Genomic DNA, 19,255 nt, shown 5'->3' on the forward strand with positions numbered 1-19,255 from the left:
AGTAATAAAGTAAACGCCTTGTTGAACAAGGCGTTTATTGGCTTAGTACACTGCGGACAACCAAGAAAAAAGTTCCCCCCTCTCTTGGATAAAATGTCCTGCTCGTTATACTCATCTAGAGCTAACAACACTGCGGCAATCAAGAGAAAAATCCCCCCTCTCTTGGATGAAATGTACTGCTCGTTATACTCATCTAGACCTAACAATACTGCGGACAGTCAAAGGAAAAGCTAAACCCCCTTTTGAACAAAGCGCTCTGCTCGTTCTACTCGTCGAGGCTTGCCGCGTACAATCAGGGTATCCTGAGCTTGAAGAATAGTGGCTTCATCGGGTTGCTCTGATTCAATATTGTTACGGCGAAGCGCAACCACCGTGACCCGTTTTGCCGATAAATTCAGTGACGCTATAGAATGCCCATTAGCATAAGAGTTTTCCGTTAATATAATCCCATTAGCGAATTCAATGCGATCCATAGCTTCAGGGCTCATGTCAGTATGCTCACCCTGAAAAAACCCATGCAAATGGCTGTAGTGGTCTTTACGTTCTTTTTGTACTCGGCGAATAATACGAGAGAAAGGCACTCCGGTTAAAGATAACACTTGAGAGACCAGCATTAAGCTGCCCTCTAAACTCTCTGGTACCACTTGATTAGCACCCGCTTCTTGCAATGCTTGTAGTTGATCGTCATTTCGAGTGCGGACAAGGATAGGAACATCGGGTGATAATGATCTAACTTTTTGAATAACCTCAAGTGATTGTTTGTCCTCACCAAAAGCAATAACAACAAGCTTAGCTTTCGACAAGTGAGCTGCTTGTAATAATTCAGTTTGTCTTGATGAGCCAAAAAGCACATTTTCTCCTGCTTCACGCGCTTTTGTTGCCCTAAGTGGGTCAATATCGATAGCAACAAACTTAATCGACTCTTGCTTTAAAAAGCGACTCACCGTTTGGCCAATTCGACCAAAACCACAAATAATGACATGGTCACTTAACTCTGTTTGCTCGGGAAGTTCAGCTAAATGATCGGTATCTATGGGCTTTTCGTTACTCAACATCAACGACCAACGACGAGCATTGTTAATCATATAAGGTGTTATCGCCATACTCAATACACCTGCGCCTAACAAGATAGAAGCAGTTTCAACCGGTAACAATTTAACCTGATTGGCTAAAGCGATAAGCACAAAACCAAATTCACCCATCTGTGCCAACATAATACCTGCAGCCCAAGCATCTTTAGCCGCTTCTCCTGCGCGTTTTGCTAAGAAGGCGATAATGAGTATCTTAACCACCATAAAGCTGACCATAACGCCGATAATAACCAATGGTGAGGAATAAACGATGCCGATGTCGAGTTTCATACCGACCGTTACAAAAAATAAACCTAGCAAGATATCACGATAAGGCCGAATATCGGCTTCAAGCTGATACTTGTACTGGCTTTCACCTAACATCATACCTGCGAGAAAAGCCCCTAAAGCCATAGATAAGCCAAACCATTGCGTCAATGATGATGCGACTAAAGTAACTAATAATGTTGTTAAAACAAATAATTCATCGGTTCTAACTTGCGCCACTAAATTAAATAAACGTGGTAGCAACCATTTTCCGGCAAACATTAACAAGGTAACGACAAAGACGCCTTTAACTAGAGCAATCAGTAGCTCAACAACCATTGAACTATCAGACTCTTGGGCAAACATCGGGATGATAATTAATAAGGGAACAACGGCTACATCCTGAAAAAGTAAGATAGCAACAGAGAGCTGCCCAGACTTTCTTTTCATTGCGCCCGTTTCACTCAATTGCCGAATAACGATGGCTGTTGAAGAAAGCGCTATAATACCACCAATAATCAAAGCACTAGCAAATGTCTGACCAAACAACAAAGCAATGCCCATAAAAAAAGCTAGCGAAATACCTACTTGAAGACTACCAACCGCTAAGACCAGATGGCGCATGGCAATTAATTTAGGTAATGAAAATTCTAAGCCTAGGGTAAAAAGTAAAAAGACAATACCTAACTCAGCAAAGTGATCGTAATCCACTTGGTCTTGAACCAAAGATAAACCATGATCACCAACCAGCATACCTGCCACTAAGTAGGCTAAAATTGCCGGTAAGTGTAAACGGCGAAATAACCAAACAATAAGTACAGCACTTGATAGAATAGCTAAGAGTTCAAAATGACCTGTCACAAAAAATCCTTATTATATCATTCGCATCGGTATTAAATTTATAAAAATAGAGTTAGCACTACTGAGTCTAAAGCAATTATCGGTAGTTTGACAGCGGCAACTCCTTGCCATTAATGAATTGTCAAAAATTCGTCAAAGATTTTATTAATATAAATTCATTTAATATCAATACTATAAAAATAACCACTTTAAAATAAATTTAGGTATAAAAATTGCTTAATCATATCTGATAAAATAATCAGGTGATGATATGCAGACATTAAATTTAATAGATAATCAGACTTTTCAATATAACGCTTTTAAAGTGTTTGATAGCCCTGATCATGAAAAATCTAATAGAAAATTAGCGTTAATGGAACAACTCCAAACATCGCTAGAGCTTGATCGTTTACTCAATATTTTTGCAATGGAAGCAGCTAAGTATGTCGATTTTTCAGGTCTATATTTTAAAAAAGGTGATATTACCGCTTCGATTAGAGGGAGTAGACAAGGTAAAAACGAACGTAGTTTTGAGTTAAAACTAAACCAAAAGTTTGTTGGTATTTTGACCTACGCCATTAATTCACCGATAAGCATTACTAATTATAAGATACTTAACGAGTTACATCAGTATTTAATTCACCCATTAAATAATGCTTTAAAGTATCAGGAAGCTTTGCTGTTAGCGATGCAAGATGGATTAACCTCTTTAAATAACCGTCGATGTTTTGATGAGCAGTTAAAGCGTGCTATGCACCATGCAAACCGCCAAAATAGTAAAGTCGGTTTAATCGTCTGTGACCTTGATAAGTTTAAATTAATTAACGATAGTCATGGCCACAATTTAGGTGATGATGTCTTGATTCAGTTTTCTTTGGCGCTTAAAGAAAGTGTCCGAGATTCTGATAGTTTATTTCGATTTGGTGGTGATGAGTTTTCAATCATTGTTGAAAATGCCACGCTAGATTCTCTACTCGTTATTGAACAGCGGATATACAGCGCAATGACTCGTGATCCTTTATTATCAAAATATCAAGTCAGTTGTAGTTTAGGACATACTTTTATGGACAGAATGGATACGCAATCAAGTTTTTTTAAACGCGCCGACAAAGCGCTATATCAAAGAAAAATATTTAAAGACCGTAAGCTAAGTTTAGTTTAGTCTAGTGAGGTTAACTTAGCTTAACTTTTCGTCTTCTGCAAAATAGCGAAGCGCTAATTTTTGTTGCTCTGGCGTTCTGCCAATAAGCAGGCGGCAAAACCTTACCGCTTTGCCAAATTTGTCAATGCCAACAATTGATAGTGCTTTCTTAAAGTTTTCAGCCGACAAGTCATAGGTTTCTATAAAGTGCTCAATAGCAAGATCAACACTTGGGTAAGTTACCCCATCAAAAGTAAACTCGGTGCCAATATAATCAACATCGAGTTCGACGCCCTCAAGCGACAATAACCAGCCTTGATAATTTAAGCGTTGTTTGGCTATCTCATACATCATCCAAGCACTTTTTTGAAAGCCAACAAAATTTCCGCTTTCAAACTCACTATCGGCAAGCTCTTCTTTGGTCCAATTGATACCTATCGCTAAATCTTTTTGATAGGTTTGTGCTAAAAAGTGCTTAACATTATTTGCAACAGCCCAAATAGAATGCTGCTTTGCCTTTCTCGCTAAAGAAGTACATTCACGACAACTAGGTACAGATAATGGTGGATGTGAGCAATCAAAAACTAGAAAATATTGATGCGGAAAGCCAAATGTTAATTCAGATGGCTCGCCACAAAACCAGCACTGATGGCGTTGTTCAAAGGGTATATCAACTAAGGTGTGTGCCATAAGTACTGTTCAACAATAAATTATCTACGTTTGCCTGTAGGCGCTGGTTTGGCTTTTTTGGCCACTTTTGCACGTCGTTTAGCCGCAGGCGTACTGTCTGCCTTTTTACGGGCTATTAATTGGTTTTTCTCTTGTGTCGCTTTGTAACGGCTTTTCTTTAGAGGTTTATCTTCTTTTTCAGCATATTGTGCTGGTAAAGCACGTTCTAGCTCATATCCAGGGACAATTGTTCGTTCAAAAGTTCGACCAATTAATGCTTCGATATTTTCTAAAAACTGTTCATCTTTAGGGCTAACTAGTGAAATTGCCGTACCAGACTTTCCTGCTCGGCCTGTACGGCCAATACGGTGCACATAATCTTCAGCAAGATAAGGCAAGTGAAAGTTAACAACGTAAGGTAAATCAGGAATATCTAATCCTCGAGCTGCAACATCGGTAGCAACAAGCACGCGAACTTTTCCTTCCGTAAATTGTTCAAGGGCTTTGTTTCTTGCGCCTTGTGTTTTATCACCATGACACAACGCCGACTTAATTCCGTCAAGCTTAAGTTCTTTAGCGAGTATATTTGCACTTTCTTTGGTACCTGCAAAAACAAGTACTTGCTGCCAATTATTAATACCAATCAATTCTGATAATAATTCACATTTACGTGTTTCTGATACCCAATAAACTGATTGTTTAACCTTGCCTGATGTTGAATTTTGGCGTGAAACTTCTAAGGTTTTTGGCGTATGCAAGACTTGTTTAGCTAACGTTTTCACTTTATTTGAAAATGTTGCTGAAAACATCAATGTTTGATGTTTTTGCTTAATAACACTGATTAATTGCTGAATGTCATTTAAAAAGCCCATATCTAGCATACGGTCAGCTTCATCTAAAACAAGAAATTTAACTTGTGATAAATCTACATTTCTCGCCACTACATGCTCAAGTAGACGCCCAGGTGTAGCAACAAGTACATCAACACCTTGCTTTAACATTCTAGTTTGTGGTGGCATATTTACACCACCATAAACAGCACCGCAGCTTAATGGTAAAAATTCACTATAGCTTTCGATATTACGGGCAACTTGTTGAGTAAGCTCACGTGTTGGCGTTAAAATAAGTGCGCGAATGGTTTTCGATGAATTATTATCACTCGGAATTTTAGCTAAAGCTTCTAGTATAGGTAAACTAAAAGCGGCTGTTTTACCAGTACCTGTTTGCGCACTTGCCAGTAGATCAACCCCAGACCGAATAAGCGGTATAGCTTGCTGCTGAACAGGCGTCAACGTTTTATAACCACAGGCTTTAACTGCCTTTAATAGTTCAGCCGACAACCCTATTGCATCAACACTCATATATCACCACTTATCAAAAAAAACGAAACCCAAAATTAAGGCGCGCATTCTAGCATAGTTTAAACATTATTCATCAGACTATTTTTGCCAGATCCCTTTCGTCAAATTAAAACGATTATGCTCGCTTTCACTTGGCTTATAGCTCGGCAATTTTCCTTGGTTATGTTGCTGATGATAGTCTTGAGTAATACTCACCACAACTTTAGACAAGAGTAATAAAGCCGTGACATTAACAACCGTCATAAGCCCTGTAGATAAATCAGCTAAAGCAATAACTTGAGGTAAACTCGCTACTGAACCAAAAATCAACATCGCCAAAAATCCACAACGTAAAAACCAATGTCCAAGTGGATTATCCATATTTAAATACTTCAAATTATTTTCAGCATAAGCAAAGTTGGCAACAATTGAGGTGAAACCAAACAGTAATATAGCGATAGTAATAAAATCGCTCCCCCATGCGCCCACTTGATAAGCTAACGCTTGCTGAGTTAATTGTATCCCTTGTGCATCGCTACCTGTTTCTTTGAATAATAAAATAAGAAAAGCGGTACAAGAACAAATAACAATAGTGTCAAAAAACACAGCAAGCATTTGTATATAACCTTGTGAAACAGGATGAGGAGGATAAGGTACTGCGGCGGCAGCGGCATTGGGTGAGCTCCCCATCCCCGCTTCATTAGAATAGAGTCCACGTTTTATGCCTTGGACAATTGCAGCACCAACTAAGCCGCTGCCCGCTTCTTTTAAACCAAAAGCAGAAGCAAATATATCGCTAATAATGGCAGGGATTTTTTCAATATTTAAAAAGATAACCGCTAGACAGACTAATAAATAGGCAAGCCCCATAAAAGGTACCGTTATTTCTGCAAAACGAGCGATGTTTTTCAAACCACCAAAAACAATAAAGGCAGTTGCTATAGTAATGACAATGCCGGTAAATAACGGGTTAATACCAAAAGAGCCATCAAAAGCACTAGTAATTGAATGGGCTTGCACTGAGCTAAAAACAAAACCATATCCGAAAAATAAACACAGCGAAAAAGTCACCGCAAGTTTTCTACTTTTTAAGCCTTTGCTCATGTAGTAAGCAGGACCACCACGAAAGTTTCCGTTGGCGTCTTTTTCTTTATAGAGTTGGCCTAATGCACTTTCAGCAAAGGCAGTTGCCATACCAACAAGAGCAATAAGCCACATCCAAAAAACAGCACCAGCGCCACCTAAGGTAATAGCGACAGCTACCCCCATTAAATTTCCGGTGCCGACACGGGCGGCAAGCGAAGTACATAGTGCTTGAAAAGAAGAAATGCCCTGACTGTCTGTTTTTCGACTTAATTTAAGTAACGTAAACATGTGAGTAAAGTGGGTTATTTGCAGGCACTTTAATCGCCAAGTAAACCAAATACCACAACCGGTCAGTAAATAGATAAGGACACTGCCCCATAAATAACCATTGATCGTACCTATCCATTGTTCTATCAAAATATCTTTCTCACCTTTTTAGATTATTACTAATTATCATAACAAACAAAGTACTATCAGCGTTAGACCCTATTAGTGTTAAGAAAAAAAATAGTACTAAACAAAAAAAACCAGTGAACGATCACTGGTTTTTATTACTCAATGTAAAGTTAATTACAGCGCTTTAAATATTTTTTCAACAGAGTCTTTAGCATCACCAAATAACATCTGAGTATTTTCTTTAAAGAATAATGGGTTTTGAACCCCAGCATAACCGGTACTCATTGAACGTTTAAAGACAATGACTTGTTTGGCATTCCATACTTCTAGCACTGGCATACCGGCAATAGGGCTGGTTGGATCTTCTGCAGCTGCAGGATTTACCGTGTCATTTGCCCCAATCACCAAAACAACATCGGTTGTAGGGAAGTCATCGTTAATTTCATCCATACTAAAAACAATATCATATGGAACTTTTGCTTCTGCTAATAAAACATTCATATGTCCAGGCAAGCGCCCTGCAACCGGATGAATAGCAAAACGCACATCGATCCCTTTCACCTTTAACGCTTGAGTCATTTCATAAACAGGATATTGAGCTTGCGCTACAGCCATACCATAACCTGGCGTAATAATAACGGATTTAGCTCCGCGCAACAGATCAGCAACAGCCTCGGCATTTATTTCAATGTGATCGCCATAATCAGTATCGTTATCAATAACAACATCCGTACCAAAACCTCCAGCAATAACACTAATAAAAGAACGATTCATCGCCTTGCACATAATGTATGACAGTATTGCCCCTGATGACCCCACCAAAGCGCCGGTTACAATTAACAAATCGTTGTTAAGCATAAAACCTGCGGCTGCGGCTGCCCATCCAGAATATGAATTGAGCATAGAGACAACAACAGGCATATCAGCACCGCCAATTGAAGCAACTAAATGCCAACCAAAGACAAGTGCAATAAAGGTCATCATGTATAGTGGATTAATAGCGCCATCACTTTGAACAAAGCTAATAAGTAAAACTAAAGTAACAATACCTGCTACTAAATTTAACTTATGGCGATGTGGCAACATCAATGCTGAAGAGCTAATAACACCGCGTAATTTAGCAAAAGCGACAATTGAACCGGTAAAGGTTACCGCGCCAATAAAAACACCTAAGAATACTTCAACTAAATGAATGTTGGTCTCCATTTGTTGGGTGTCGGTTAGGTTAAACGCTAAAGAGTGGTCCATTTCAAAATAACTGTTAAAGCCAACAAGTACCGCCGCTAGGCCAACAAAACTATGTAAAATAGCGACCAGCTCTGGCATCTGCGTCATTTCAACTTTTTTGGCTAAATGTAAACCAATAAAAGCGCCAACTGACATGGTAATAAATATCACTAAAACATTATCGACACGTGGGTCGGCAATGGTTGCGATTAAAGCAACGGCCATACCCGTGATGCCATACCAATTACCTGTTTCAGCCGTTTCTTGCTTACTTAACCCTGAAAGACTAAAAATAAATAATAATGCAGCAACAATATAAGCTGCGCTAATTAACCCTTGAGAAAATTCCATCAATGCGCCCCTTATCTTCTAAACATTTTTAACATACGTTTGGTCACTACAAAGCCACCAACAATATTTATTGTGGCAATGAGCACCGCAATCCCCGCAAGTATTTGTATCAATATATTGTCTTGCCCTATTTGTAACAAAGCGCCAACAATAATAATGCCCGAAATGGCATTAGTAACACTCATTAAAGGCGTATGCAGCGAATGACTGACATTCCACACCACGTTGTAACCAATAACACAAGAAAGCACAAAAACAGTGAAATGAGAGAGAAAATCCGCGGGAGCAACACTGGCCACCCAAGCAAACAATAACGCGCCTATTGCCATAAACAGATGCTTTTTAGTTTGTGATGCGGGTTCTTCTTTCACATCGACTGCTTTAATTTTTACTGGAGCAGGTTTAGTGGGTGCCGCACTGACTTGAATTGGTGGTGGCGGAAAGGTAATTTCATCATGATTAACGACGGTCATATTTCGAACCACTTGATCTTCAAAATCAACCGTAATGGTACCGTCTTTATTTGGACACACTAATTTAGTTAAATTAACCAAATTATTTGAATAGAGCTGTGATGCTTGATTGGGTAAACGAGAAACTAAATCTGTGTAACCAATAATTTTAACACCACCAACATTAGAAACTTTACCCGGAACGGTTAATGCACAATTACCACCACCCGCGGCCGCTAAATCAACAATAATTGAACCGGGTTTCATTGAATGAACCATGGCTTCTGTAATTAACTTAGGCGCTGGTTTGCCTGGGATCATCGCTGTGGTAATAATAATATCAACATCTTTGGCTTGTTCTGCAAAGAGTGCCATTTCAGCATCAATGAATGCTTTACTCATTTCTTTTGCATAACCATCGCCTGATCCCGTATCTTCGGGTTCTTCGTAGTCAAGCTCAAGAAACTCTGCGCCCATACTTTCAATTTGTTCCTTTACTTCGGGGCGCGTATCAAAAGCGCGAACCACAGCGCCTAAACTTCCAGCGGTACCAATAGCAGCAAGACCTGCAACCCCCGCACCAATGATCATTACTTTTGCAGGAGGCATTTTACCCGCAGCTGTAATTTGTCCTGTTAAGAAGCGTCCAAAAAGATGGGTTGCTTCAATAACAGCGCGATAGCCGGCAATATTTGCCATTGAACTTAGTGCATCCATTGACTGAGAGCGAGTCATACGTGGCACCATTTCCATGGCAAAGGTCGTAATTGATTTTTCGCGTAAGGCTTCGAGTAACTCTGGACTTTGCGCTGGTGCAATAAAACTGACTAAATGTGCGCCATCTTTCATTTGTGCAACTTCATCAAGTGAAGGCGCATTTACTTTAAAAATAATATCTGACTGCCAGCATATTTTTTTAGTGACTAATGAAGCTTCTGCGTCGGCAAACTCTTCATCAGTAAAACTGGCTTTTGTGCCAGCTCCTTTTTGTACTTGGACACTAAAGCCAAGCTTAAGTAGAGCAACTACCGAGCTTGGCGATGCTGCTACTCGGTTTTCCCCTGTTAGTGTTTCTTTAGGTATTCCAATATTCATAAGCCACCTTTTTTAAAAGGTCGCAACTTCAACGTAAATTAAGATAAAGCTGCAACATATTACTTTTCTTATGGGTTTTATAATTAATGTTTTACCATCAATTGAATGAATTTCATACACCTAAAAATAATAACGGCTATTTTCATAATAAATATAGCCAGCTCCCCCTGAACTAACTTTTTATCCGTCAAGGGGATGTTCGCAAAGGAGAATAAGGTAAAACTACGGAATAATTAATTTAACATCGCCAAATTTTGCTTAGCAACTTGCTCTTTTTCAACATACTGAAACCATTGTTTCGCTGTTTTAGCCGAACTTTTAATTTTTTTGGCTTGTTCAAAGGCAGATAAAGAGTCGCCAAATTTTTGCAGATTAAATTCCGCCATACCTTTGGCTAAATACATATTACCTAGGCTAACTTCTGAAGCTAAGTAACCACGACTTAGTGCTTCATTAGCTGAATTAATAGCAAGTTGCCATTTTTCTAAGTTTAAATAAGCTTGTGCTAAAGCAGCATCAAACTTACCTGTTTCAGAAATTTCTGCTGCTTTAATTAATACCGGAATTGATTTTTCATCATCTTTTGCCGCTATGTATGCATTAGCCAGCATCTCTAAATATTTTTCCTGGGCGATAACTTGGCCACTGTCTATTGCTTCAGCGAGTAAGTTTGCCGCTTTAATTGGCACGTTATGAAAGCGATACAGCTGTACTAAGGTGATAATGTCAGTTGACTGAGTCACATAGCCCGCTTGCCAAGCGCTTTCCATCACCGCAAGCTGCTTATCTTCTTGGCCAATTTCACCATACATTGCTGAAAGCTGTAACCAATATTTAGGTTTATTGTAATAGCGAACCAGATTTTCTATCACAGCGGTTACTTCAATTGGCTGCTTTAATTCAAAGTAATTTGCACGTTGTAAAATCAACCAATTTTCTTTAGGAATTTCATTGGCCGCGATGCTTTGTTTAATAGCCTGTGAAACATAGTGCAGAGACTGCTGATATTGTTTATTTTGATAATGAACTTGGGCAAATAAGACTTGTTGAGTATCGGTAATGGCTTTGTCGTTAGTTGCTTGCCACAAAACTAAAAACTTTAAAGATTGTGGAAAGTTTTGCATTTGCATTGATAATTGCGCTAAAGAGTAAAGTGTCGACAGCCTTAATGTTTCAGGGATCGCCTTTTCATCGATAACTTTTTCAAAGCTATCAATGGCTGAAGCGACATCGTCATTACCGTAATACATAAAGCCATAAAAATTCCATAACATCGCACGTTCGTAACTGTTTAAACTATCAATGCGGTCTTGCACTTCATCAAGTACATCAAAGCCCTCTAAACCGTTACCCTCATCAGCAAGTTTTTGTGCTCTTGCCAATTGCGTATAAACACGGTTACGCATCGCGGGTACTTTCACTGAGGTTGTTTCTTTACCCAACTGTGCTGATGATTGCGCATTTGCAATACTGCCACCAATATTTTGGTTAAGTATTACCGGAGCGCTAAAGAGAAACGCGATTGAAAGGCAAGATAGCGCTTTTCTTTTTAATGTTGTCATTTTAGTCATCCCCGACTCCTTAACCTTCTATTTGGAAAGAAATTTTATTCTGCACGCCAGCAACTTCCATAGCGACACCATCAACTACCCGTGGTTTGTACTTAAATTTTAATGCTGCCGCCATTGCCGCTTGATCAAAAATCCCTTCAGGTTTAGCTTCAACAACTATAGCGTCTCGCACTGAACCATTTTTAGTGACAATAAATTCAACAATAACATACCCTTCAATGCCCCGAGATTGAGCACGACGTGGGTAAATAGGTGAGACTTTCACTATCGGCAAATAATCGCCATCACCGCCACTTAAACTTAATCCCCCAGCTAAACTTAAATCGGTTTGAATATCAGCACCAAACCCGCTAGCAGTGCTTAATGCATTGGGATTAGCTTGCTGCATTTGTGGTTGCTGCATTTGCGGTGGAGGTGCTTTAGGTGCTGGTGGTTTTTGCGGTTTACGTTCTTTTTTTGTAAGTTGCTGCTCTTTTTTCAATCTAATAAAATCGAGAACATTACCGCGAGGCGCTTCAGTTAAGGCATTATTACCACCAGAAATAAGCGCTTGCATCCCCCATAAAAGAAAGAAAGTCATCATCACAGCAAGTAATAAACCTATGCTGTAACGGGCAGGAGTGTTCATCACTGTTGCCATGACTTAGCCCTCTTGAGCAGCAATTGAAACATCAAAAACACCCGCTGAACGAGCAGCATCCATCACTTTAATTAACGTATCAGTTGTCGATGCTTTATCGGCTTGAATAACAACAGTACCCTGAGGGTTTTCTGCCTTTAAGCGCTCAATATTGGCTTGTACAGCTCGAATATCAATACGACGCTTATTGATCCAAATATCGCCTTTATCACTAATTGCAACTAAGATATTGGCTCGTTCCTTTTTAACGGCAGTAGCCGCTTCTGGTCGATTCACTTCAATACCCGCTTCTTTAACAAACGAGGCGGTAACAATAAAAAATATCAATAAAATGAAGACCACGTCTAACATAGGCGTCATGTTAATTTCTTCGGCTTCTTCTTGTTCTTGTAAAATATTTGATAGTTGAGAACGCATAGCGTTACTCCTTAATTAAACTGCTAATTATTGGTGAGCCATCGGAAGACTGTCTTCCATTTGCTCAGTTCTACGTTTCGTTTTACGCTGTAACCATGTCACCATAAATACACCAGACAAAGAGCCGACCATGCCAGCCATTGTTGGAATAGTCGCGCGCGAAACGCCTGAAGCCATTGACCGTGCATTACCACTGCCCGAAATTGCCATAACGTCAAACACTTCAATCATACCGGTTACCGTGCCCATCAAACCAAGCAGTGGACACAAGACAACTAAACATTGAATTAAGGTAACGTTAGTTTTAAGCATTTCAGTGGCTCTTGATATATGAGCAATTCTTATATGCTGGGCATTCCACGAATTGCGTTCTGGGCGTTTAAACCAACTTTTAATAATGTTTTCTTTCACCGTTTTATAACTGTGCAAGTAAAAAAACAATCGTTCAAAAATAAGTAACCACATTAAACAAATAACCGCGGCGATAACGCTTAACACTAGCCCCCCCGTATCCAAAAATTCTTGGATACGATTCATCATTTCGATGAAGAGGATCATAGTTTATGCTCCTTGCTTTGATGTCAGCGGTTTTTCAGAGTTTTCTGAGCGTTCGGCTAAAATCCCTGCACTTTGTTGTTGTAAAATATTAATAATACCGCGACTTCGGGTGTTGAGCAGTGTAGAAATAAAGACCATGGGAATAGCAACAACTAAGCCCAGTACCGTTGTTACTAATGCTTGAGAAATACCACCTGCCATTAGTTTAGGGTCACCTGTGCCAAATAAGGTAATCGCTTGAAAGGTATTGATCATCCCTGTAACTGTGCCTAACAAACCAATTAAAGGCGCAACTACTGAAATGATTTTGATGAAAGTGAGCCGAGTTGTTAATACAGGGACTTCTTTTAAAATACTTTCAGAGAGCTTTAACTCTAAGGTTTCAACGTTATCAAGGGGATTTTTATCTTGGACTAACATAACCCGACCCAGTGGATTGTCATTTGATGCTTGATCGCTCTTTAATTGACGATTGACTTTACTGCCAATGAAAAAGAGTGTGATAAAACGTTCAATCGCAATCAGTAAACCAATGAGACCAATCGCTAAAATTACATAACCAACCGCACCACCTTGTTCAACGCGTTCTTGTAAGTCAGGTGCTTGTACTAATAATCCTAGGATTGAACCACCTGTTGGGTCTAAAGCAAAAGGAACGACTTGATTAGTGCTTGAAGTGAGTGCATTAGCACTTGATAAATAACGACTCGATGGTTGTCTCATTAATTGTGCAACAGAAGCTGTTTCATCAATATATTCAAGATACTTTCCTTGTGAAACTAGATTAAAACCACCAACACGCACCACATCTGCTTGGCTTTTCTCACCGTTTGCTAACACAATTTCTCGGCTAAATTTATGTACTTTTCCACTTTGTGTCATTTCACGTTGTAATTCAAACCACAAACGTTCAATTTCTTCAATCGAGGCTAATTTTGATGAGGAGCCCATACTTTGCGCAAACTCATCAAGAAACTGACCTCGACCAGGAATTTGTGCCGAAATAACAGAAGTTTGAAATTTACTGCGCGTATCACCAGCGACTTGTTGTAATACACCAAACAATTCTTTTAATTCACCCATACGCTTATTGAGCGCATCGGTATTATTACCTAAGGTTACATCGTTATCTTGAAAGTTTTTTTCAAGTTGTGTACTTAAGTTAATCGCTTGATCTCGCTGCTGTCTTGCTTGGTTTAATAATTGGGTTTGTTGGCTTTTTTTCGCATTGAACTCTGCTTCTCTATCTTGATTTTGCTTACTTTGTGCAATTTTTCCTTGCGCTAATTGTGACAGTAAGTCATCTAAACTCGTTGCTTGTTGCGCGATGGCATTGCCACTGAATACTGAAACAGCTGACAAAGTTATTGCCGATATTAATAGAAGTAATTTTTTCATGGGTTATTCCTTATTCGGCCGAGTTTTGCGTTACGGGGACAATAATTAAATCGGGGGCAAGTTGTTTACGAGCAATGCGTAAACCTTTATTAATATCTAAACGATATTGCGCTGAAAGAGGCTGCCATGATTTAGAAGCGTTATCCCACAAACCTAACTTTTGACCATCACGTGTTTGATACACTAGACTTACGCGGCCAATTCTGAGGAAATCAACATTTTGCTCACTACCGTCAATATCAATTAAGCCAGAATACGCCTCTATTGTTCGCCCATAATCAACTTCAATTTGATAAGCGGCGAGTACTCGGCGAAACTTTTCAGAAATAGCAACATCAGCGCGTTCCATCATACTGTGTAAATCAGCAATACGTTTATTACGCTCGGTTGTTAAAAATTGCACATCCAAGGTAATAAAGTTTGCTAAGGTTTCAATCATACGCGCCATTAACGGTGAAACTTGTCGTTCTATAATACTCACTTGTTCCATTGACACGGCTATTTGGTCAAGCTCTTTCAATTGGTTCGCCACTTGGGTTTTCATTTGCTGGTTATAAACAGTTAAGCCATCAATCTCCTTGTTAATGGTTTTAAACTGTTGTGACTTCGTTTGTATTTGCTCGTTAATAGTATTAACGCGCTGTTGAGACTGACTGGCCGATTGGTTGATTTCTTTACCAGCATCAACGACTTGGCTGAGCTGCTTATCATTATCCGCTAGTGTGGGTGTTGCATCGCTAATTAAGCTAGTTGTGCTTAAGCTCATTAATAAACAAGCTTGTGCAATTTTCGAAAGAGTCATAAAAACCTTTTGCCTTTGTTTGAGCTAATCAGATCTTATTTGATTACCCCTAAAATTAATGTCGATAATATTAATGGCTAAATATGACAATTAAGTTTCAGGAATATTGCCGATTTATTAAATGACAAGGTTGTGACATTTTTCTTACTGTGGAAATTAAGATTGATATTAATAATTTATCTGGGGGATTGTGGAGGATTCATTAAAATTAAAATCGTGTCAATAAATCAGAATTTTATCATTGCACACGATGCTTAATTTAATGACTACTTCAAGATAATAGCTGGCGTTGGTACTTGTCATTTAAACGACAACCTTGCGTAAGCAAAAGACGGTTAAGTAGGCAAGCGTACGGTTATTATTACCTCAACTGGGGCCATTAACTCTTGTAGTTTTAATGTTGATTCGATTCAGGTTTTGCATCGCAATTTTGTCGTACTTCAACCTTGATACTAAGTAATTGTTACTTTAAAAATTACTCTACATTATCTTTAGCATCGACAATAGCTTGAATAAGATAGTTTGGCTGATTCGTTCCTAACCTAATAAATGAACCTCCTTTTAGTTCAATTTCTATACCTAAAAGCCCCGAAACATTATAAATCCAACCAGTTCCAAATGAGTGTATACCGAATCCCATCCATATTGGATTTTTCACATTATTGCAGTTCGCAATCTCTTCCAGTGCTATTTGTTTTTTAAATACTCCCGGACCAAAATACCAACTGACTTCACTTTCATTAACTTCAATTGTCATAGAGCTAAATATAATAGCAACTATAGTTAGCACACCGAAAATAATCCCTAGAGCTTCCGATGGTAAAAATTTATACCCATCATTTATTCCTAGTATTGCAGCCGCTAAAATAAATATAGCGGTGAATGTAACAATTCCCCATTGCTTGTGCTTATATGCTTGGTAACACCCATCACGCCAGACAAGAGTAGCGGCATCTACTTCAAAAACAGATGCTAGTGACATGATTGTTTCGGATGAACAACTTCCGCGAGACTCCAACCTTTGAATAGTCCTTAAGCCAAGCCCACTTACTTTTGATAAATGCTCTTGCGACCAGAGTCTTTCCGTTCTGTATTTTCTAATAAGTGATGATTTTACTTTCATATCCATAATTCATAACCTCAGTTAAATAGAGGAATGAAACTACCCTAATATTATCAATTTCTGTTACGCCACTTCACCGCCAATACCCCGCCTACTTCACTATCTAACTGATAATTAGTAATAATCGAAATATTACGGGGTGCATCTGACATAACGCTCTGTTTAGCCGATAAAAAGGCTTGGCTATAATTGCCAAGCGATGGCCAACTGTTATTTTCTTTTAAGCAACATTATATGCAGCCATCTCGGTATTAAACACGATAGAGGAAAGCTCGTTATTTAATTTTATGAAGTCTAAACCTTCCTGCTACCAATAAACTACTGACATTATCAGCTTGATCCCGATGGAATACAAACGAGTTCATTTCAGATTCAACATTAATAAATGTAATCTTATTGGAAGGTATTAAGTGTGAAAACAGCGCTTCATGTTTTGCTTTAACTTTAAGCAGCCCATCAATAATCTTGACCTCCACAATGAAGCCATCAGTTATCAGTTTTACTCTCCTATAAAGCCCTTGAGATTGTTCATAAATAAAGTTAACGGTTCTATGCTCTTTCGTGAGTGAAAGCCCATTTTATAATATTTGGAGATAGCGCTCATAATTTTTTGATTAATTTGCCGCGCATTATCACCATTACTCATTACTACCATCCCTTCGCCTCTATTCACGAAGGCTTTAAATTCATTAGTAAAACCAAGGTTTTTTCCAGAATGAGAAAAAACAAGTTGATTGTTAACTTCACTCATCGCCGGCCCTAGCCCCCAATTTCCTTGATGCTTACTGAACATAGCTGTTACTGTCGATTTATTTACTATTCCGTCATTCTTTCCTGCCATTATTGCTTGCATATGAATAGCATAAATCGCTAGATCTGACGGGGTAGTCCATAATCCCGCTGCGGCCTTCTCTGGGTAGTCATTGTATATTGCTGGATACATTTCACCATTAGAGTCATAAGCTGCACTGGTATGTTGTTTTAATTTTTTGGGTAACACATGTTGAAAGGTACTATTGAACATGCCCATAGGTTTAAGAATTTGATTGTCAGCATATTCGGAAAATGGCATTCCTGTGACATCTTCTACTATTTTTTGCATTATAGTATAGCCACCACCTGAATACCGCCATTTACTTCCCGGCGCTTCATTAACTTCAACTTTATCGGAATTTCCTTTACCACTTAGCACATCAGTTGTACTTGGTATTTCACTACCTGTTGCATATCCGGGAAAGCCGTGAACACTAATACCGCCAGTGTGGGTAAGGAGGTGACGTAAGGTAACGGGATTCTCTTTAGTTAATAAGTCCCCCTTAACTTGCCAACCTTTTAGATATTGATTAACATCAACATCAAGATCTAACTCTCCTTTTTCAACCAATTTTAGCGCAGCAATGGCTGCAACTGGTTTACTAATTGACCCCGCTTGAAATAACGTAGTAGAGTCTACTTTTCTTGTACCAGTAGCAATACCGTAACCTTTTGACCAATCAATTTTTCCTTTATGAATTACCGCAATACTAAGACCAGGTACATTTAACTGCTTCATAAGATTTACGATTGAATCACTCGATTCGGTTTCGCTATTAGTCTTTATATTACTTTTTAAATTATTCTCAATGACCTCAATGGCTTCGCTGCTCGCATAAACTGCACTTGTAAATATTAATACAGTGAGTGAAACAAGCGAAGAAAAGAGAAAGTCGGTGGTTTTAGTTTTATATTTCAATGATAGTTCCTTTATTAAATAATATTATGTATTGGAAAAACAATTCCATTTTAGCTACTCTGAATGAAGGTTTTTTTCAACTCATTCATCCGACTAGTTTCCCCGCGAGCCTCAAGCCGAGAACAACCAAGTAAAACAATAAAAAATTAATTATCAATACGATAATCATCAGGTAATAAACATAGACTTCGTCATATTACTTAGGCTTAAACCTGCATATAACATTTTGCTAAGCGGCTAAAAATGGCTGTCTATAATACCGAAGTACGAGCATAGCCACCTGCTTGTTTCCGTTTAAGCAGCTGGCTATATTTTATTTTACACTTATCTCATTTATTTTTAGGACTTTTTTAAAAGCTGAAAAAATAGCTTCAAAATATTGATGTTTTAAATAATCTTTAGCAATGTAGGCGTGACCATCGTAACCATACTTGATAATCAAATTGTTAGGTATCCCTTGCCTACCTTCGGCAAAGTACACTTCGGTAATCTCTGAAAATTTAAGCTCGATGACTTTTAAAGAATCACCCAACTCATTAAAAATCATAGATTTAACATTAATAGTAATTACACGTTTATGACCATGTAATCTAAAATATGTTTTAATACTGCAATCAAGCCACCCATAATAACTTGTTTATTTTTTCAACAATAAACTACACTTAATTTACCCTCTTATAAGTGTGGTGATTGTCATGCCCAAGCCTCGTTCACAACAAATTAGTTTATCTGATACGCCGTATTATCATATTTGCAGTCAAACCGTTCGCAAAGCCTTTTTATGTGGTGTTGATAAAGAAACCGGTGTCAGTTATGAGCACAGGCGCCATTGGATTGAACAACGTATGTTTAAATTATCTCAGGTGTTTGCTATTGATATTTGTGCTCACGCTGTCATGAATAATCACTTACATTTAGTCCTTCATGTTGATAGTGAAAAAGCTAACAACTGGACGACGCTAGAGGTACTGTCCTGTTGGCATAAGTTGTTTAAAGGCACCCTGTTGACCCGTCAATATCAACAGGAGCAATCATTAGCTACATTAACTCCATTCGAAATGGAAATGGTTGAAGAAACAG

16 protein-coding genes and 1 pseudogene are annotated in these 19,255 nt (G+C 38.6%); 2 read left to right on the forward strand and 15 right to left on the reverse strand.

Annotated features, from left to right (window positions below; all coding sequences use genetic code 11):
• Positions 1-230 precede the first annotated feature (230 nt).
• Positions 231-2,198: a monovalent cation:proton antiporter family protein gene (locus tag H4J57_RS17845; protein WP_182243792.1), complete on the reverse strand. Its 1,968-nt coding sequence runs from the start codon at positions 2,196-2,198 to the stop codon at positions 231-233.
• 250 nt (positions 2,199-2,448) lie between these two features.
• On the opposite strand from H4J57_RS17845, the gene H4J57_RS17850 reads away from it, so the two are divergent.
• Positions 2,449-3,339 (forward strand): GGDEF domain-containing protein, encoded by an 891-nt coding sequence (locus tag H4J57_RS17850; protein ID WP_182243793.1) that lies wholly within the window; start codon positions 2,449-2,451, stop codon positions 3,337-3,339.
• Positions 3,340-3,354: 15 nt separating this feature from the next.
• On the opposite strand, the gene H4J57_RS17855 is transcribed toward H4J57_RS17850, so the two are convergent.
• The 14 genes from H4J57_RS17855 to H4J57_RS17920 all read right to left on the reverse strand — a co-directional run bounded on the left by H4J57_RS17855 (position 3,355) and on the right by H4J57_RS17920 (position 18,722).
• Complete coding sequence (locus H4J57_RS17855) at positions 3,355-4,008, reverse strand: hypothetical protein (RefSeq protein WP_070376346.1); 654 nt, start codon at positions 4,006-4,008, stop codon at positions 3,355-3,357.
• 20 nt (positions 4,009-4,028) lie between these two features.
• Positions 4,029-5,348 carry a DEAD/DEAH box helicase gene (locus tag H4J57_RS17860; protein WP_182217431.1) on the reverse strand — a complete coding sequence of 440 codons (1,320 nt, stop codon included), beginning with the start codon at positions 5,346-5,348 and terminating at the stop codon, positions 4,029-4,031.
• Between the two features lie 78 nt (positions 5,349-5,426).
• A complete protein-coding gene (locus H4J57_RS17865; RefSeq protein ID WP_220465352.1) occupies positions 5,427-6,830 on the reverse strand; it encodes a sodium:alanine symporter family protein in 1,404 nt (467 codons plus the stop codon).
• Between the two features lie 153 nt (positions 6,831-6,983).
• Complete coding sequence (gene pntB, locus H4J57_RS17870; RefSeq protein ID WP_182243794.1) at positions 6,984-8,387, reverse strand: Re/Si-specific NAD(P)(+) transhydrogenase subunit beta; 1,404 nt, start codon at positions 8,385-8,387, stop codon at positions 6,984-6,986.
• Between the two features lie 11 nt (positions 8,388-8,398).
• Positions 8,399-9,934, reverse strand: coding sequence for a Re/Si-specific NAD(P)(+) transhydrogenase subunit alpha (locus H4J57_RS17875; protein ID WP_182222805.1), 1,536 nt, complete (start codon positions 9,932-9,934; stop codon positions 8,399-8,401).
• Positions 9,935-10,167: 233 nt separating this feature from the next.
• A complete protein-coding gene (locus H4J57_RS17880; protein ID WP_182243795.1) occupies positions 10,168-11,505 on the reverse strand; it encodes a lipopolysaccharide assembly protein LapB in 1,338 nt (445 codons plus the stop codon).
• Between the two features lie 10 nt (positions 11,506-11,515).
• Positions 11,516-12,133 (reverse strand): energy transducer TonB, encoded by a 618-nt coding sequence (locus H4J57_RS17885; RefSeq protein ID WP_182243796.1) that lies wholly within the window; start codon positions 12,131-12,133, stop codon positions 11,516-11,518.
• A 15-nt stretch (positions 12,134-12,148) separates the two neighbouring features.
• Positions 12,149-12,562 (reverse strand): biopolymer transporter ExbD, encoded by a 414-nt coding sequence (locus H4J57_RS17890; protein ID WP_070376341.1) that lies wholly within the window; start codon positions 12,560-12,562, stop codon positions 12,149-12,151.
• A 27-nt stretch (positions 12,563-12,589) separates the two neighbouring features.
• The gene (locus tag H4J57_RS17895) at positions 12,590-13,120 is read right to left on the reverse strand and encodes a MotA/TolQ/ExbB proton channel family protein (protein WP_182222807.1); all 531 of its coding nucleotides are present in this window, start codon (positions 13,118-13,120) and stop codon (positions 12,590-12,592) included.
• A gap of 3 nt (positions 13,121-13,123) precedes the next feature.
• Positions 13,124-14,518: a MotA/TolQ/ExbB proton channel family protein gene (locus H4J57_RS17900; protein ID WP_182243797.1), complete on the reverse strand. Its 1,395-nt coding sequence runs from the start codon at positions 14,516-14,518 to the stop codon at positions 13,124-13,126.
• A 10-nt stretch (positions 14,519-14,528) separates the two neighbouring features.
• A complete protein-coding gene (locus tag H4J57_RS17905) occupies positions 14,529-15,320 on the reverse strand; it encodes a DUF3450 domain-containing protein (protein WP_182243798.1) in 792 nt (263 codons plus the stop codon).
• A 475-nt stretch (positions 15,321-15,795) separates the two neighbouring features.
• The gene (locus H4J57_RS17910) at positions 15,796-16,449 is read right to left on the reverse strand and encodes a helix-turn-helix domain-containing protein (RefSeq protein ID WP_182217420.1); all 654 of its coding nucleotides are present in this window, start codon (positions 16,447-16,449) and stop codon (positions 15,796-15,798) included.
• 493 nt (positions 16,450-16,942) lie between these two features.
• On the reverse strand, positions 16,943-18,175 hold the full coding sequence (locus H4J57_RS17915) for a serine hydrolase (RefSeq protein WP_182243799.1): 1,233 nt from the start codon (positions 18,173-18,175) through the stop codon (positions 16,943-16,945).
• A gap of 313 nt (positions 18,176-18,488) precedes the next feature.
• Complete coding sequence (locus tag H4J57_RS17920; protein ID WP_182243800.1) at positions 18,489-18,722, reverse strand: hypothetical protein; 234 nt, start codon at positions 18,720-18,722, stop codon at positions 18,489-18,491.
• A gap of 148 nt (positions 18,723-18,870) precedes the next feature.
• On the opposite strand from H4J57_RS17920, the pseudogene H4J57_RS17925 reads away from it, so the two are divergent.
• Positions 18,871-19,255 (forward strand): annotated as a pseudogene (locus H4J57_RS17925) (transposase); the annotation flags it as partial.

It is taken from the genome of Colwellia sp. BRX8-7 (genome assembly GCF_014077275.1).
Lineage (GTDB): Bacteria > Pseudomonadota > Gammaproteobacteria > Enterobacterales > Alteromonadaceae > Colwellia_A.

What these genes read in the sequence shown, in the direction of transcription:
- H4J57_RS17850 (WP_182243793.1), top strand. Translation starts at nt 2,449, where the DNA reads ATGCAGACATTAAATTTAATAGATAATCAGACTTTTCAATATAACGCT.
- H4J57_RS17855 (WP_070376346.1), bottom strand. Translation starts at nt 4,008, where the DNA reads ATGGCACACACCTTAGTTGATATACCCTTTGAACAACGCCATCAGTGC.
- H4J57_RS17860 (WP_182217431.1), bottom strand. Translation starts at nt 5,348, where the DNA reads ATGAGTGTTGATGCAATAGGGTTGTCGGCTGAACTATTAAAGGCAGTT.
- pntB (WP_182243794.1), bottom strand. Translation starts at nt 8,387, where the DNA reads ATGGAATTTTCTCAAGGGTTAATTAGCGCAGCTTATATTGTTGCTGCA.
- H4J57_RS17875 (WP_182222805.1), bottom strand. Translation starts at nt 9,934, where the DNA reads ATGAATATTGGAATACCTAAAGAAACACTAACAGGGGAAAACCGAGTA.
- H4J57_RS17880 (WP_182243795.1), bottom strand. Translation starts at nt 11,505, where the DNA reads ATGACTAAAATGACAACATTAAAAAGAAAAGCGCTATCTTGCCTTTCA.
- H4J57_RS17885 (WP_182243796.1), bottom strand. Translation starts at nt 12,133, where the DNA reads ATGAACACTCCTGCCCGTTACAGCATAGGTTTATTACTTGCTGTGATG.
- H4J57_RS17890 (WP_070376341.1), bottom strand. Translation starts at nt 12,562, where the DNA reads ATGCGTTCTCAACTATCAAATATTTTACAAGAACAAGAAGAAGCCGAA.
- H4J57_RS17895 (WP_182222807.1), bottom strand. Translation starts at nt 13,120, where the DNA reads ATGATCCTCTTCATCGAAATGATGAATCGTATCCAAGAATTTTTGGAT.
- H4J57_RS17900 (WP_182243797.1), bottom strand. Translation starts at nt 14,518, where the DNA reads ATGAAAAAATTACTTCTATTAATATCGGCAATAACTTTGTCAGCTGTT.
- H4J57_RS17905 (WP_182243798.1), bottom strand. Translation starts at nt 15,320, where the DNA reads ATGACTCTTTCGAAAATTGCACAAGCTTGTTTATTAATGAGCTTAAGC.
- H4J57_RS17910 (WP_182217420.1), bottom strand. Translation starts at nt 16,449, where the DNA reads ATGGATATGAAAGTAAAATCATCACTTATTAGAAAATACAGAACGGAA.
- H4J57_RS17920 (WP_182243800.1), bottom strand. Translation starts at nt 18,722, where the DNA reads ATGATTTTTAATGAGTTGGGTGATTCTTTAAAAGTCATCGAGCTTAAA.